General features: G+C 66.3%; 10 protein-coding genes and 2 pseudogenes. 8 read left to right on the top strand and 4 right to left on the bottom strand.

Annotated features, from left to right (window positions below; all coding sequences use genetic code 11):
• Positions 1 to 50: 50 nt before the first annotated feature.
• The 3 genes from AC1Q5S_RS11035 to AC1Q5S_RS11025 form a co-directional block, all read right to left on the bottom strand.
• Positions 51 to 692, bottom strand: a complete 642-nt coding sequence (locus AC1Q5S_RS11035) for an XrtA/PEP-CTERM system exopolysaccharide export protein (protein ID WP_422203871.1) — start codon at positions 690 to 692, stop codon at positions 51 to 53.
• A 163-nt stretch (positions 693 to 855) separates the two neighbouring features.
• On the bottom strand, positions 856 to 1,857 hold the full coding sequence (locus AC1Q5S_RS11030) for an NAD-dependent epimerase (RefSeq protein WP_422203869.1): 1,002 nt from the start codon (positions 1,855 to 1,857) through the stop codon (positions 856 to 858).
• 37 nt (positions 1,858 to 1,894) lie between these two features.
• The gene (locus tag AC1Q5S_RS11025; RefSeq protein WP_492238857.1) at positions 1,895 to 3,337 is read right to left on the bottom strand and encodes a mannose-1-phosphate guanylyltransferase/mannose-6-phosphate isomerase; all 1,443 of its coding nucleotides are present in this window, start codon (positions 3,335 to 3,337) and stop codon (positions 1,895 to 1,897) included.
• Between the two features lie 209 nt (positions 3,338 to 3,546).
• On the opposite strand from AC1Q5S_RS11025, the pseudogene AC1Q5S_RS11020 reads away from it, so the two are divergent.
• Positions 3,547 to 4,046 (top strand): annotated as a pseudogene (locus tag AC1Q5S_RS11020) (low molecular weight protein-tyrosine-phosphatase).
• 15 nt (positions 4,047 to 4,061) lie between these two features.
• Here AC1Q5S_RS11020 and rpe read toward each other — a convergent pair.
• Positions 4,062 to 4,742, bottom strand: coding sequence for a ribulose-phosphate 3-epimerase (gene rpe, locus AC1Q5S_RS11015; RefSeq protein ID WP_092699490.1), 681 nt, complete (start codon positions 4,740 to 4,742; stop codon positions 4,062 to 4,064).
• 29 nt (positions 4,743 to 4,771) lie between these two features.
• Between rpe and apaG the strand changes: the two genes are divergently transcribed.
• From apaG to AC1Q5S_RS10980, 7 genes and pseudogenes are all read left to right on the top strand, one after another.
• Positions 4,772 to 5,179 (top strand): Co2+/Mg2+ efflux protein ApaG, encoded by a 408-nt coding sequence (gene apaG, locus AC1Q5S_RS11010; protein WP_303834612.1) that lies wholly within the window; start codon positions 4,772 to 4,774, stop codon positions 5,177 to 5,179.
• Between the two features lie 56 nt (positions 5,180 to 5,235).
• Positions 5,236 to 7,155, top strand: a complete 1,920-nt coding sequence (locus AC1Q5S_RS11005; RefSeq protein WP_492238908.1) for a site-specific recombinase — start codon at positions 5,236 to 5,238, stop codon at positions 7,153 to 7,155.
• Between the two features lie 169 nt (positions 7,156 to 7,324).
• On the top strand, positions 7,325 to 8,581 hold the full coding sequence (locus tag AC1Q5S_RS11000; protein WP_026435395.1) for a cation:proton antiporter domain-containing protein: 1,257 nt from the start codon (positions 7,325 to 7,327) through the stop codon (positions 8,579 to 8,581).
• A complete protein-coding gene (locus tag AC1Q5S_RS10995) occupies positions 8,571 to 9,692 on the top strand; it encodes a YbdK family carboxylate-amine ligase (protein WP_026435396.1) in 1,122 nt (373 codons plus the stop codon). Before AC1Q5S_RS11000 ends, AC1Q5S_RS10995 begins: the two co-directional genes overlap by 11 nt.
• Before the next feature lie 103 nt (positions 9,693 to 9,795).
• Positions 9,796 to 10,776, top strand: coding sequence for a thiamine-phosphate kinase (gene thiL / locus AC1Q5S_RS10990; protein ID WP_026435397.1), 981 nt, complete (start codon positions 9,796 to 9,798; stop codon positions 10,774 to 10,776).
• 251 nt (positions 10,777 to 11,027) lie between these two features.
• A complete protein-coding gene (locus AC1Q5S_RS10985) occupies positions 11,028 to 12,773 on the top strand; it encodes an alpha/beta fold hydrolase (protein ID WP_034711797.1) in 1,746 nt (581 codons plus the stop codon).
• Between the two features lie 95 nt (positions 12,774 to 12,868).
• Positions 12,869 to 13,790, top strand: a pseudogene (locus AC1Q5S_RS10980) (efflux transporter outer membrane subunit).
• Positions 13,791 to 13,822: the final 32 nt, after the last annotated feature.

Here is a 13,822-nt window from a genome sequence, read left to right as displayed (position 1 = left end):
ATGTCCTGTTCGCCGGGCGCCTTGCCGGCACCAGTCCTTACTCAGGCAAGTCAGAACCACCCTTGGGGGATGATGAGGATATCGCCGGGAAGCACTTCCACATTGGCGCCGATATCGCCATGTTTGATCAAATCATTCAGGCGCACGTTGTAGCGCTTGTGGCCCTCGGCCGAGCGCACGAGGGTTGCGCGGTTGCCGTCCGCAAAATCGGTCAGACCGCCCACGGCGATCATCACATCGAGGACCGTCATTTTTTGCTTGTAGGGCAGGAACTGCGGCTTGGCGGCCTCTCCCACCACGCGGATCTGTTCACTGTACGGGCCGACGAACCCCGTCACGATGACCGTGACGACCGGATCACGCACGTATTTACCCAGCTCCTTTTCAACGTCCCGGGCGATCTGTACCGATGTCTTACCCTGCGCGACGAGCCCGTCAACCAGCGGCGTGGACACCTGCCCATCAGGGCGCACGGGCACCACTTGCGACAGCTCGGGATTGCGCCAGACGATGATATTGAGCGTATCGCCAGGCCCCACGATGTAGTTGTAATCCGGAGCGGATGCCTTGGCCGGTGCTGCCGGATGGCCCGCTCCCGACCAACTCGCGCAGCCAACCACCGCCATTGCCAATGCGGCCATTGCCACGGCGCGAACCATTGAATCCAGGAGCGTCGAAACGTATTTCTGCATGACACAACTCCTTACATCGTTTGCAAGCTACAGGCCGAATAACCTAGCCTCGCTGCAGCATACCCCGAACGAATGTCACGCGTAAATGCCTTTTTGACCGCAAAAAACCTGTCCCCAATGCGGAAGCCCATACCCGCAGGGCCGTTACATCTTGGCGGCAGACTCAAGCGCAGCGGTAATACGCCCGGTACCAACGCACGAAGTTCCCTATGCCTTCCGCCAGCGGCGTCGACGGCGCAAAACCCACCCAGTCCCGCAGTGCCTGGGTACTGGCGTAGGTTGCCGGCACATCCCCGGGCTGCATGGGAAGCAGCTGCCGGACAGCCGCCTTGCCGAGCGCGTTTTCTATGCAACGGATGAAATCGAGCAGTTGCACAGGTTCGCTGTTACCGATGTTGAACACACGGTAAGGGGCTGTACCCATGCGTTCTGGAGTAGCGGGTTTATCCAGTACGCGCAACACGCCCTCGGTGATGTCATCGATGTAGGTGAAGTCGCGCCGCATGTCCCCGTGGTTGAAAACTGCAATGGGTTCGCCAGCGAGGATGGCACGGGCAAAGAGGTGGTAAGCCATGTCGGGCCGCCCCCAGGGACCATAGACCGTGAAAAAGCGCAGCCCGGTGGTCGGAAAACCATAGAGATGGCTGTAGGTATGGGCCATGAGCTCATTGGCTTTCTTGGTGGCGGCATACAGGCTCACGGGGTGATCGACGGCGTCCGTTTCGGCAAACGGCATCTTGGTGTTGCCGCCATAGACGCTGGAGCTGGACGCATACACAAGGTGCGCGACACCCTGGGCGCGGCAACCCTCCAGGACATGACCAAAACCTGTGAGGTTGGAGTCCAGGTAGGCATTGGGATGGGTGATGCTGTAGCGCACGCCGGCCTGGGCGGCAAGGTGGATGACGCCGTCGAAACGTTCGGCGGCAAAGAGTTCGGCCATTCCAGTGCGATCGGCCAGGTCGCGCCGCACAAAACGAAAACCTGGCGCCCCTTCGAGTCGCCGGAGCCTGGCCTGCTTGAGCGCCGGATCATAGTAATCATTGAGGTTGTCCAGGCCCAGAACCCGGTCGCCACGCGCCAGCAAGCGCTCAACCACATGGCTGCCAATGAAACCAGCCGCGCCGGTCACAAGTACATGCTGGGGTTTTCTTTCGGTCTTCATGCAAGGTGGCTCCCGCCCAATGGTGTCAACGCGGTCATCAGCGCCCATACAGGTCGTCGAACCGCACGATGTCGTCTTCCCCCAGGTACGAGCCGGACTGCACCTCGATCATCTCCAGATCGACCTGGCCTGGGTTTTCCAGGCGATGCGTCACCCCCAAAGGGATGTAGGTGGACTGGTTCTCAGAAAGAAGAAACACTTCATCGCCCTTGGTCACACGGGCAGTACCACGCACGACGATCCAGTGTTCGGCCCGGTGGTGGTGCATCTGCAGCGACAACTTGCCGCCAGGCTTGACCAGAATGCGCTTGACCTGGAAGCGCTCACCCGCGTCAACGCCGTCGTACCAGCCCCAGGGGCGGTATACCTTGCGGTGCAGCAATCCCTCGGTGCGGCCGTCACGTTTGAGACGGTCGACGATTTTTTTCACATCCTGGGTGTGGCGCTGATCGACCACGAGCACTGCGTCAGGCGTCTCCACCACAACCAGCCCTTGCACGCCAACACACGCCAGCAGGCGCCCCGACGACAGCGCCAAGGTGTTGCGGCTGTCCTGCATCAGCGTCCGCCCTTGCGCCACATTGCCCTGCGCATCCTTGGGCAGGATTTGCCACAGGGCGTCCCAGGCGCCCACGTCGGACCAGCCGGCCGACAACGGCACCACCACACCCGATGGCAGATCCAGCAGCGACTGCGCTCCGCCCAATCGCTCCATCACTGCGTAGTCAATCGAATCACTCGGGCAGGCGGCAAATGCCTCGGCCCCGACCCGCAGAAACGACAGGTCGGATACGCCATCTTTCCACGACGCCTGGCATGCAGCCAGGATATCGGGACGACACCGCTCCAGCGCTTGGAGCCAAACGGAAGCACGCAGCACGAACAGGCCGCTGTTCCAGAGGTAATCACCCGCTTGCAGATAGCCTTCGGCCGTGGCGAGATCGGGTTTTTCCACAAAACGGGTGATGGTGCGTGCACCGCCCTCACCCACCGAGGCACCCGCCTGGATATAACCGTAGCCCGTTTCGGGGCGATCCGGGGTGATGCCGAAAGTGACGATGGCACCATCCTGCGCAAGCCTCGCGGCGTGGCGCACGCCTTCCTGGAAGACTGCGGGCTGGGCAACCACGTGGTCCGAGGGCATGACCAGCAACACCGGATCGGCACCGCCAGACTGCGCGGCCAGCGCCGCGAGCGTCAGCGCCGGAGCGGTGTTGCGGCCCACCGGCTCCAGCACGATGCGGCCTTGCGTGCCGATCACACGCAATTGTTCCGCCACCACGAAACGGTATTCCTCGTTGCACACCACCAGCGGTGGTGCGATGTCGGCGCCAGGCGTCCCCTCCACCCGACGCAGCGTCGCTTGCAGCAACGAATCGTCGCCCATGAGCGCGAGCAATTGTTTGGGGTATTTTTCACGCGACAGCGGCCACAGGCGTGTGCCCGAACCGCCGGACAACACCACCGGCTGGATCAACATGGTTTGCTTGCTTCCCGTTTATCGGCAGACATGGGTTTCACCGTGAACCAACGCGGCGTTGCTGGATGGCCAGCGCTTCACACCGGAAGCCATGCTGTTCGACCATCTTATTCCAAATGTTTTGCACCTCAAACCGTGATATTTCGATGGAACAGGCGGGTGCAGCGCCCCTACAATCGCGCCCTCACACGACGGGGACATTCAAGGAAATGCGCCAGTTTTCTGTTCTCTTCGTCTGCATGGGCAACATTTGCCGCAGCCCCAGCGCACTCGGCGTGTTTCGCCAGCGTGTCGCACGCGCCGGGCTGGCCGAAAGCGTGCGCATCGACTCCGCCGGTACCCACGGATCGCACCGGGGCGAACCACCCGACGCGCGCGCACAGGCCCACGCCCGGCGGCGCGGCTATGCACTGGCCGATCTTCGGTCGCGCCAGATCACCGACGGTGATTTCTACCGCTTCGACCTGCTGCTGGCCATGGATGACGACAACCTGTCAGAGCTGCACCGCCGCTGCCCCCCGGACAGCAATACCGCCTGCGGCGCCTGACCGAGTTCTGCCTGCGCAACGACAGCCCCGTGGTGCCCGACCCCTACTATGGCAGTGCACAGGGTTTCGAGCATGTACTGGATCTGCTGGAAGATGCCTGCGACGGGCTGTTGGCACATGTGCAACAACAACTGGCGTCGACTTCCTGGACCCTGCGATGAAAGCCCGTGGCGTCCTCAGGCCAGCTGCGCGCGCATGGCGTCGATGACACCCTGGTAATCGGGCTTGCCGAAAATCGCGCTCCCCGCCACAAAAGTGTCCGCACCTGCATCGGCCACGCGGCGGATGTTGTCCGCCTTGATGCCACCATCCACTTCCAGGCGGATGTCCTTGCCCGATGCATCGATGCGCTTGCGCACGGCTTCGATCTTGCGCAGGGCCGAATCGATGAAGCTCTGGCCGCCAAAGCCGGGGTTCACGCTCATGATCAGGATGAGGTCGATGTCGTCGATCACCCAATCCAGCACATCCAGCGGCTCGGCCGGGTTGAACACCAGGCCCGGTTTCACGCCCTTGCTGCGAATGGCCTGGATGCTGCGGTGCACATGGCCCGAGGCGTCGGGGTGGAAGCTGATGTAGTCTGCGCCCGCCTCCGCAAACGCCGCGGCCAGGGCATCCACGGGCTGGATCATCAGGTGCACGTCCACGGGCACCGCCACGCCCGCGGCCGTCCTCGCATGCGGCTTGAGCGCCTGGCAGACCATGGGGCCGAAGGTGAGATTGGGCACGTAATGGTTGTCCATCACGTCAAAGTGGATCCAGTCGGCACCGGCGGCAATGACGCTGCGCACCTCTTCACCCAGGCGGGCGAAATCGGCAGAGAGGATCGAAGGGGCAATGCGAAAAGTACGGCTCATGGCGCGATTGTCGCAGTTACCATTCGCCCATGCCCAAGTACCAGTTTGACGTGCAGGTACAGCCTGAGTACCTGCCAGAACAATCCTCCCCGGACTCCGGCGTCTTCAGCTTTGCCTACACCATCACCATCACCAATACGGGCGATACGCCCGCACAACTGATCTCGCGCCATTGGGTCATCAGTGATGCCAGGGGCCACACGGAAGAAGTCAAGGGCCTCGGCGTGGTGGGCCAGCAGCCGTTGCTCCAGCCCGGGCAGTCGTTCCAGTACACCAGCGGATGCGGCCTGCGCACCGCCAGCGGCACCATGCATGGCACCTTCCATTGCGTGGCAGAAGACGGTGCGCCGTTCAGCTGCCCGGTACCCTTGTTTGTGCTGGAAGCCACCACCCCCGGGGCCTCGGGACAACCGCTGGCCGGCAGGGTGCTGCATTGAAACGGCCAGCCACCGACCTGGCGGGGCTGCTGGCGGCGCTGGACCCGCAGGCAGGAATGGCACAGCGCCACCTGTGGCTGATCGACCTGCTGAACTGGGTGCGCGGCGCGCGCGATTCGGTGCCGGGCGCCACGGCGCGTGTGCAGCTGTTCCTGGAAGCGGTCGAGGCGCGCCCCGACGTGCAGCCCCGGCTGCAGGCCTGGTGGGCCATCCTCATGGAATCCGTGGACATCACCACGCTGCTGGCCGATTTTGGTTTCGCCAAGGACACGGCCGTGCTCAGCGAAGCGGCTGAGCGACTGCGCAACCAGCTGCTGCCGCACAGCCCCGAAACCATCGACGCCTCGGAACTCTTCGTGCTGGCCCTGCCCAGCGCTTTCGATGCCAAGTGGCTCGGCGCGCTGGACGAAACCCTGCTGAACCGGCTGGCAGCCCTGCTGATGCCGCAAAGCCCCCAGGGTGCGTCGCGCTGGCAGCATGCGCTGCTCGACGCCATCACCTACTGCGCAGGGCAGATCCTTTCGACCGGTTTTGCGCCCGGCTTGCGCCTGCGCATGAGTGCATCGGCCCGCGAAGCACAGCCCTTTCATGCGCTGATTCGCGACGTGGAGAGCCTGCGCATCGAGGTGCTGCACGCGCTGCGCACACCCGACCGGCTGCAGGAGGCCGCCCAGCGCCTGCGCGAGCGCCTGGAAGCCTGCCGGGCCGCCGCAGCCACCGTGTACACCCACTTCGAGGACAACGGCATTTCCGTGGACCTGGTGTTCCGGCTGCGGCAGCTGCGCGCGCGCATCCTGCGGGTGCGGGAGCTGCTCGAGTGCCTGCTGTCTCCCCAGCCCGCCGCCACGGCGGCCCGCCTTCTGGCGCACCTGGTGGAGGTGGGGCAGGAGCGGCGCAGCCTGCGGGCGCTGCTGGCCTCCAACTCCTCGCTGCTGGCGGCCAAGGTGGCCGAACGCAGCGCCGAGACGGGCGAACACTACATCACGCGCACGGCGGCCGAGTACCGCTCGATGGTGAAAAAGGCCGCCGGTGGTGGCGCCGTGATGGCCGTCACCACGCTGGTCAAGTTTGGCCTGTATGCGCTGGCCCTGTCGGCGTTCTGGGGCGGTTTCTGGGCCGGCGTGAACTATGCGGCGAGCTTTGTGCTGGTGCAGCTGCTGCATTTCACCGTGGCGACCAAGCAGCCGGCCATGACGGCACCCGCCATGGCGGCCAAGCTCAAGGAACTGGCTTCGAGCGAGGCCATCGAGTCGTTCGTGGACGAAGTCACCCACCTGGTGCGCTCGCAGGTGGCGGCCGTGCTGGGCAATGTGCTGGTGGTGTACCCCCTGGTTCTGGGCCTGGCGCTGCTGATGGCCTGGGCCAAGGGCTCTCCGGCCATCAGTGCGGACGAGGCAGGCCATGTGCTGGAGTCCCTGCACCTGCTGGGGCCCTCGCTGCTGTTTGCCGCATTCACCGGCGTGCTGCTGTTCGCGTCCAGCATCATCGCCGGCTGGACCGAAAACTGGTTCGTGCTGCACCGGCTCGACTCGGCCGTGCACTACAACCCGCGCATCACCGCCCGCCTGGGCCAGGAACGTGCGGCGCGCTGGGCACGCTTCCTGCGCGAAAACCTGTCGGGCTTTGCCGCCAACATCTCGCTGGGCTTCATGCTCGGCCTGGTCCCGGCGTTTGCAGGGTTTTTCGGGCTGGGGCTGGATGTGCGCCATGTCACACTGTCTTCGGGCCAGCTGGGTGCGGCCACGGCGGCCTTGGGCTGGAACACCTTTCACCAAAGTGCGTTCTGGTGGGCCCTTGCTACCATTCCCCTGCTCGGCGCCCTCAATGTCAGTGTGAGTTTTTACCTGGCTTTTCGCCTGGCATTGCGTGCCCACAACGTGAGCGGTGTAGACCGCTCGCGCATCTATGCAGCGATGCGGCGCCGCCTGCGCAAGGCGCCTCTGAGCTTTTTCGTACCTGAACGCCGGGCCGCCTGATTCGGGCGTAACTGGCCTGCGCCAGCACGAACGCCCCTGTCCTACAGGGGCCTCGCGTTTGCGCAGGTAAATTCAGGCAACCGCCGGGAAGGACTGCGGGGCCGGCTGGCAGCCTGCTTTTTCTTCCCGTCCACCGGGCGCTGCCCGTCTGATGGAGAGGACCTATGACATGAATGAAATCCTGAGCTTCTGGGCCCAGTGGCTGCGCCCTTCGGCGGGGCTGCCCACGGTGCAGTGGTCACTGCTGCTGGCAGTGGCCGCCATGGTGGGCTACCTCACCCAGCGCCACACGGGTCTGCCCAAGGTGGTGGGCTATTCCCTGGTCGGCACCGTTGCCGGTCTGGCGGGCTTCAGCGGGGCGGTGTGGCCGTTGCAAGGCATTGGGCTGTTTCTGCTGGAGCTCGGTATCTCCATCGTGCTGTTCGAATGCGGCGCGCGCATTCCGCTGCGCTGGTTTCGCCACAACCCCATGGTGCTGGTGCAGAGCATTGCCGAATCGGCGCTGACCTACTTTGCCGTCTATTGGGTGCTGGTGTGGCTCGACATGCCTGCGCATGTGGCCGCCCCCCTGGCCCTGGTGGCGCTGGCGGCTTCGCCCGCCGTGCTCACGCGCGTGGTGGCGGACACCCGCGCAGCCGGCCCGGTGACCGAGCGCGCCATCGTGCTCGCCACCCTGTCCACCCTGTATGCGCTGACGCTGGGCAGCGCCCGCGCAGAGCAGATCAACCGCCAAAGCGTCACGCTGCTCGACACCATGTATCCCGTGGTGGTGGTGCTGGGCGTGTCGATCATCGTGGCGGCCGTGTTGTCGCTGGTGCTGCGCATGGCCCTGCGCTTCATGAACCCCACCAGCGAGAACACCTCCATGCTGCTGCTGGCCCTGATCGCCGCGGCCACGGCGGTGGCCGCGCACATGGGCGGCTCTGCCCCCCTGGCGGCGCTGCTGGGCGGCATGCTGCTCAAGCAGCTCAATCCGCGCCCCTGGGCCTGGCCGCGCCAGCTGGGCACCGCCTCGTCGCTGCTCACCATGCTGATGTTCGTGCTGGTGTCCACGGTAGCGGCGCAGGCCGACTGGAGCGGCCCCGTGGCCGGCGTGGTGCTGGCGCTGATCGCCGTGCGCCTGGTGGCCAAGGCCGTGGGCGTGGGACTGGGCAATGTGGGCAGCGGCGCCAGCTGGCGCCAGGCCCTGTGGGTGGGCTGCGCCATGACACCCATGTCGGCCATCGCGCTGCTGATCGCATCGCAGTTCGTGGTGGCATCGCCCTCCACGGGCCATCTGATCGCCCGCGTGGCGCTGCCGGCCATCCTGCTCATGGAAGTGCTGGGTGCCGTGATCGCCACGGTGGCCATCTACCGCGCGGGCGAGAGTTCCAAACCCTGGGCCCCGCTCGCGCGCGGCGGCCATGGAGACAGCAGTGAGTCTTGAAGCATTTCACCATTCCGAGCCGCTGACGCTGGGCGTCGAGCTGGAACTGCAGCTGGTCAACACCCACGACTACGACCTGGCGCCCTACGCCGAAGACATGCTGCGCCTGATGCGCAAGGTGCCGCTGCCCGGCAGCGTGGTCCCCGAGATGACCAACAGCATGATCGAGATCTCCACCGGCATCTGCCATTCGGCCAGCGAGGTGCTGGGTCAGCTCAGTCCCATCCGCGAAGCGCTGGTCAAGAGCGCCGACAAGCTCAACATTGCCGTGGTGGGTGGCGGCACACACCCGTTCCAGCAGTGGCATGAGCGGCGCATCTACGACAAACCGCGCTTTCAGGAACTGTCGCAGCTGTATGGCTACCTCTCCAAGCAGTTCACCATCTTTGGCCAGCATGTGCACATCGGCTGTCCCGATGCCGACGCGGCGCTCCTGATGCTGCACCGCATGTCGCGCTACATCCCGCACTTCATTGCGCTGTCGGCGTCCAGCCCCTACGTGCAGGGGCAGGACACGGCGTTCGACTCGGCGCGGCTCAACTCGGTGTTTGCGTTTCCGCTGTCGGGCCGTGCGCCGTTTGCGCTGACCTGGGACGATTTCACGGCCTATTTCAACAAGATGACGCGCACCGGCGTGGTCAAGAGCATGAAGGACTTTTACTGGGACATCCGCCCCAAGCCCGAGTTCGGCACCATCGAGATCCGCGTGTTCGACACCCCGCTGACCATCGAGCGCGCCGCCGCGCTGGCCGGTTTCGTGCAGTCGCTGGGCGCATGGTTCCTGGCCGAGCAGCCGTTCATGCCCCAGGAAGATGACTACCTCGTCTACACCTACAACCGCTTTCAGGCCTGCCGCTTTGGCATGGACGCCGTGTATGTGGACCCGGCCACCGGCAGCCACATGCCGCTGCGCGACCATATCCGCATGACCATGGACCAGATCGCCGGACACGCCGCCATGCAAGGTGCATCGAACGCCATGCACATGCTGCGCACCGAGGCCGAAGCCGGTCACAACGACGCCCGCTGGCTGCGCGAGTGCCAGCGCGAAGAACAGTTGCTGGCCGAAGTCAGCCGCCAGGCCGCGCTGCGCTTTCGTGGCACGAACTGATCCCCCCTGAGTCGCCTTCGGCGCCTTTCCCCAGGGGGACGCCGCCAGCGCCCGTACCACGCACTGGCGGCTCTGCACTCGATACACCGCACAATCCTCACCCATGGGTGAATTCGACCTGATCGCACGCTATTTCACGCGGCCCGTGCAGCGCGCCGCGCTCGGCGTGGGCGACGACTGCGCGCTGCTGGCGCCCACGCCGGGCATGCAGCTGGCCGTGTCCAGCGACATGCTGGTGGAGGGCCGGCATTTCTTTGCCGATGTAGCCCCCGAACGCCTGGGCCACAAGGCGCTGGCCGTGAACCTGTCGGACCTGGCGGCCTGCGGCGCGCGCCCGCTGGCCTTCACGCTGGCGCTGGCGCTGCCCCGCGTGGATGGGGCCTGGCTGGCGGGCTTCTCCAGCGGGTTGCTGGCGCTGGCCGATGCCCATGGCTGCGAGCTGGTGGGAGGCGACACCACGCAGGGCCCGCTCAATATCTGCATCACCGTGTTCGGCGAAGTGCCAGCCGGCCAAGCCCTGCTGCGCAGCGGCGCACGGCCCGGTGACGACATCTATGTGAGCGGCACGCTGGGCGACGCCCGCCTGGCGCTGGAGGCGCTGCAGGGACACATCGTCCTGCCCCCCGAGGTGCTGGCCGCCAGCCGCCTGCGGCTGGAGCAGCCCACGCCCCGCGTGGCCCTGGGCCAGGCCCTGCGCGGCGTGGCCAGCAGTGCCCTGGATGTGAGCGACGGGCTGCTGGGCGACCTGTCGCACATCCTGAAAGCGTCGGGTGTCGGGGCGTGCCTCGACACCCAAATAATTTCAAATTTGATAGCTGCCAGCGCCTATCCACCAAAATCTATCGGCCGATTTGATCCCGAACTGGTTCGCCAATGCACGCTGGCGGGGGGCGACGACTACGAACTGGCGTTCACCGCCCCGCTGGCCCGGCGCGCTGCGGTGGCCGCCGCGGCCCTGGCCAGCGACACGCCCGTCACGCGCATCGGTCGCATCGAGGCCACGCCGGGCCTGCGGCTGGTGGATGCGCAGGGGCAGCCGGTCGCACGGCGCTACGCATCATTCGATCACTTCGCGCCCGGCTGAATTCGCGCCCGGATTCACATCCCCGCACGCGCACCGCAGGGCATCGTGCGACGGCGCGTTCGGCGCGTTCGGCGCGTTCGGCGGGGACATCGTTGACATCGTTGTGTCTTGGTCCCTGCCTATGCGGGTGCGCTGACAGCGGCCGCCCCGTCGGCAATCCGCCACAAATTGACACACGTCAATTCGCACACGCCGCCACTTCGTAAAGTATCCCGGCACCCTTGGCCCGCTCTTCGCCGGAGACTCCCCACATGCCAACCCCCACCAACACGCCCCTGTCCATGGCCGAGAGGCTCGACCCCACCGTCCATGCGGCACTGGCCCGCAGCGTCGCGTCGCTGTTCCACGCCTCCGCCCTGATGGCGGGCAGTGACTGGGCCCTGCATCTGGCCGCCTCGCCAGGCAAGTGCATGGACCTGGCGCACCTGGCGCTGCGCCAGGGGCAGGAGATGGCCGCCTACGCCCAGGCCCGGATGGCGGCCGGCCCCGACAAGGAAGCCCGCCATGCCGTGGCGACCCCTGCCCAGGACCGGCGCTTTGCCGACCCCGCGTGGCAGCAGTGGCCTTTCAACCTCGTGCACCAGTCCTTTGTGCTCACCGAGCAATGGTGGGCCGCCGCAACGCACGGCGTGTGGGGGGTGGACAAGCACCACGAAGACATGGTGGCCTTCGCGGCCCGGCAGTTCCTCGACGTGTTCTCGCCCGGCAACCAGCTGGCCACCAACCCCGTGGTGCTGAACCGCACGCTCGCGCAAGGCGGCGCCAACCTGGCGCGTGGCGCGCTCCATCTGCTGGAGGACGCCAGGCGCCATGCCGCAGGCGCACCACCCGCGGGCGCCGAGCATTTCGTGGTCGGCCGCGATGTGGGCATCACCCCCGGCAAGGTGGTGCTGAAGAACCGCGTGATGGAACTGATCCAGTACACGCCCACCACCCAAGCCGTGCACCCCGAACCGATCCTGATCGTGCCGGCGTGGATCATGAAGTACTACATCCTCGACTTGTCGCCCCCCAACTCGCTCATCCAATATCTGGTGGACCAGGGGCACACGGTGTTCTGTATTTCCTGGATCAACCCCGGTCCCGAGGACCGTGATCTGGGCATGGACGATTACCTGGACCAGGGCTTTCACGCCGCATTGAACGCCGTTCACTCCATCGTGCCCCAGGCCAAGGTGCACGCCGCCGGCTACTGCCTGGGTGGCACGCTGCTGGCGATTGCGGCCGCCGCCATGGCGCGCGACGGGGATGAGCGCCTGGACTCCATGACGCTGTTCGCGGCGCAGACCGACTTCACCGAGCCGGGCGAACTGGCCCTGTTCATCGACAACAGCCAGATCAGCCTGCTGGAAGCGCAAATGGCCCAGACCGGCTACCTCACCGGGGCCCAGATGGCCGGCGCGTTCCAGATGCTGCGCTCCTACGACCTGCTCTGGTCGCGCCTGGTCAACGAATACCTGTTGGGCGAGCGGCCCCCCGTGAACGACCTGATGGCCTGGAACGCCGACACCACGCGCATGCCGGCCACCATGCACTCGCAGTACCTGCGCCGGCTGTTCCTCGACGACGACCTCAGCGAAGGCCGCTACCCGGTGGGCGGCAAGCCCGTGGCGCTGGGCGACATCACCTTGCCCACCTTCATGGTCGGCACCGTCACCGACCATGTGGCGCCCTGGCGTTCGGTCTTCAAGCTGCAGCAGCTGAGCCCCGCCGAAACCACCTTCGTGCTCACCAGTGGCGGCCACAATGCAGGCATCGTCAGCCCGCCCGGCAACCCGCGCCGGCATTTCCAGATGCTGACCCGTCCGGCGGGCGGCAACTACCTGCCGCCTGACGCGTGGCTGGCCACCGCCCCGGAAACACCCGACTCCTGGTGGCCCGCCTGGCTGGCGTGGCTGAAGGCGCGCTCGGGCGCACCGGTCAAGCCCCCACGCACCGGGTCGGGCGCCTACAAGCCCGTCGGCGACGCCCCGGGCACCTATGTGCTGCAGAAATAGCCATGGATCGCCACCCGTACCACACCAGTCATCCCACCGCACTGCGCGCCTTCCCCCTGGTGGCCGCCATCGGGGCGCTGGCCGGCTGCGCCTCCATGGCGCCACCCCATGAAACGCCCGCCCTGCCGGTGCCTGCGCACTACGCCATGCCCGCGCCCGACGAGGGCACCCCGGCCGCCACCACCGGCTGGCGCGACTATTTCACCGACCCGCGCCTGCCAACCCTGATTGCCCAGGCGCTAGCGAACAACCGCGGCCTGCGCGCCACCGCGCTGCGCGTGCAGGAGGCCCGCGCCGCCCATGGCATCCAGCGCGCCGATCCAGGCGGGCCTGGGCCTGGCCAGCTGGGAAATCGACTTCTGGGGGCGGGTGCGCAGCCTGAACGATGCGGCACTGCGGGAACTCGGCGAGCGCCTGGAGCTGGCGCACCAGGCCATCGCCAGCCGCCAGGAAAGCCTGCGCATCTTCCAGCGCCGCGTGGATGTGGGCTCCGCCTCGCGGCTGAACCTGACCCAGGTGCAGACGCTGCTCACGCAGGCCCAGGCACTGGGCACCCAGCTGGAGCAGGCGCGCGCACAGCAGGCCAACGCCCTGGCGCTGCTGGTGGAGGCGCCCGTGGCAGCGCCCGCTGCAGCCGCGCGGCTGGACAGCCTGTCGATGCCGCCGCTGCGCGCGGCCCAGGCGCAGATCGGCGCGGCGCGTGCGGCGTTTTTCCCGCGCGTGGCCCTCACGGGCTCGCTGGGCCTGTCGGGCCTGTCGTCCGACCCGCGCGTGCTGCTGCAGCAGGAGGCCGGCAACGAACGCGTGCAGGCCGCGCTAGCGCTGTATGTGCGGCGCATCGTGCGCGAGATCGGCGCCATGACCGCCGTGCTGGGCGGGCTGGACATGCTGGTCTTCACCGCCGGCATTGGCGAGCACAACGCCGCCAGCCGCGTGCCCGTGGCGGTGGAGCCCACCAACGAAGAGTGGATTGCTGCCTGGCGCGCCCTCGCGCTGGTCAGCATGCCAGGCCACTGAGTTCACCCTTCCACTTTTGCAAAGCGTTTTCC

Source organism: Acidovorax sp. GW835-FHT14B10, assembly GCF_058793725.1.
This window is presented reverse-complemented; position numbering and strand designations above follow the sequence as displayed.

Bases quoted from the DNA above. Each gene is read 5' to 3' on its own strand.
- AC1Q5S_RS11025 (WP_492238857.1), bottom strand. From the start codon at position 3,337: ATGTTGATCCAGCCGGTGGTGTTGTCCGGCGGTTCGGGCACACGCCTG.
- AC1Q5S_RS11000 (WP_026435395.1), top strand. From the start codon at position 7,325: ATGAATGAAATCCTGAGCTTCTGGGCCCAGTGGCTGCGCCCTTCGGCG.
- AC1Q5S_RS11005 (WP_492238908.1), top strand. From the start codon at position 5,236: ATGGCACAGCGCCACCTGTGGCTGATCGACCTGCTGAACTGGGTGCGC.
- thiL (WP_026435397.1), top strand. From the start codon at position 9,796: ATGGGTGAATTCGACCTGATCGCACGCTATTTCACGCGGCCCGTGCAG.
- apaG (WP_303834612.1), top strand. From the start codon at position 4,772: ATGCCCAAGTACCAGTTTGACGTGCAGGTACAGCCTGAGTACCTGCCA.
- AC1Q5S_RS11030 (WP_422203869.1), bottom strand. From the start codon at position 1,857: ATGAAGACCGAAAGAAAACCCCAGCATGTACTTGTGACCGGCGCGGCT.
- AC1Q5S_RS10985 (WP_034711797.1), top strand. From the start codon at position 11,028: ATGCCAACCCCCACCAACACGCCCCTGTCCATGGCCGAGAGGCTCGAC.
- rpe (WP_092699490.1), bottom strand. From the start codon at position 4,742: ATGAGCCGTACTTTTCGCATTGCCCCTTCGATCCTCTCTGCCGATTTC.
- AC1Q5S_RS11035 (WP_422203871.1), bottom strand. From the start codon at position 692: ATGCAGAAATACGTTTCGACGCTCCTGGATTCAATGGTTCGCGCCGTG.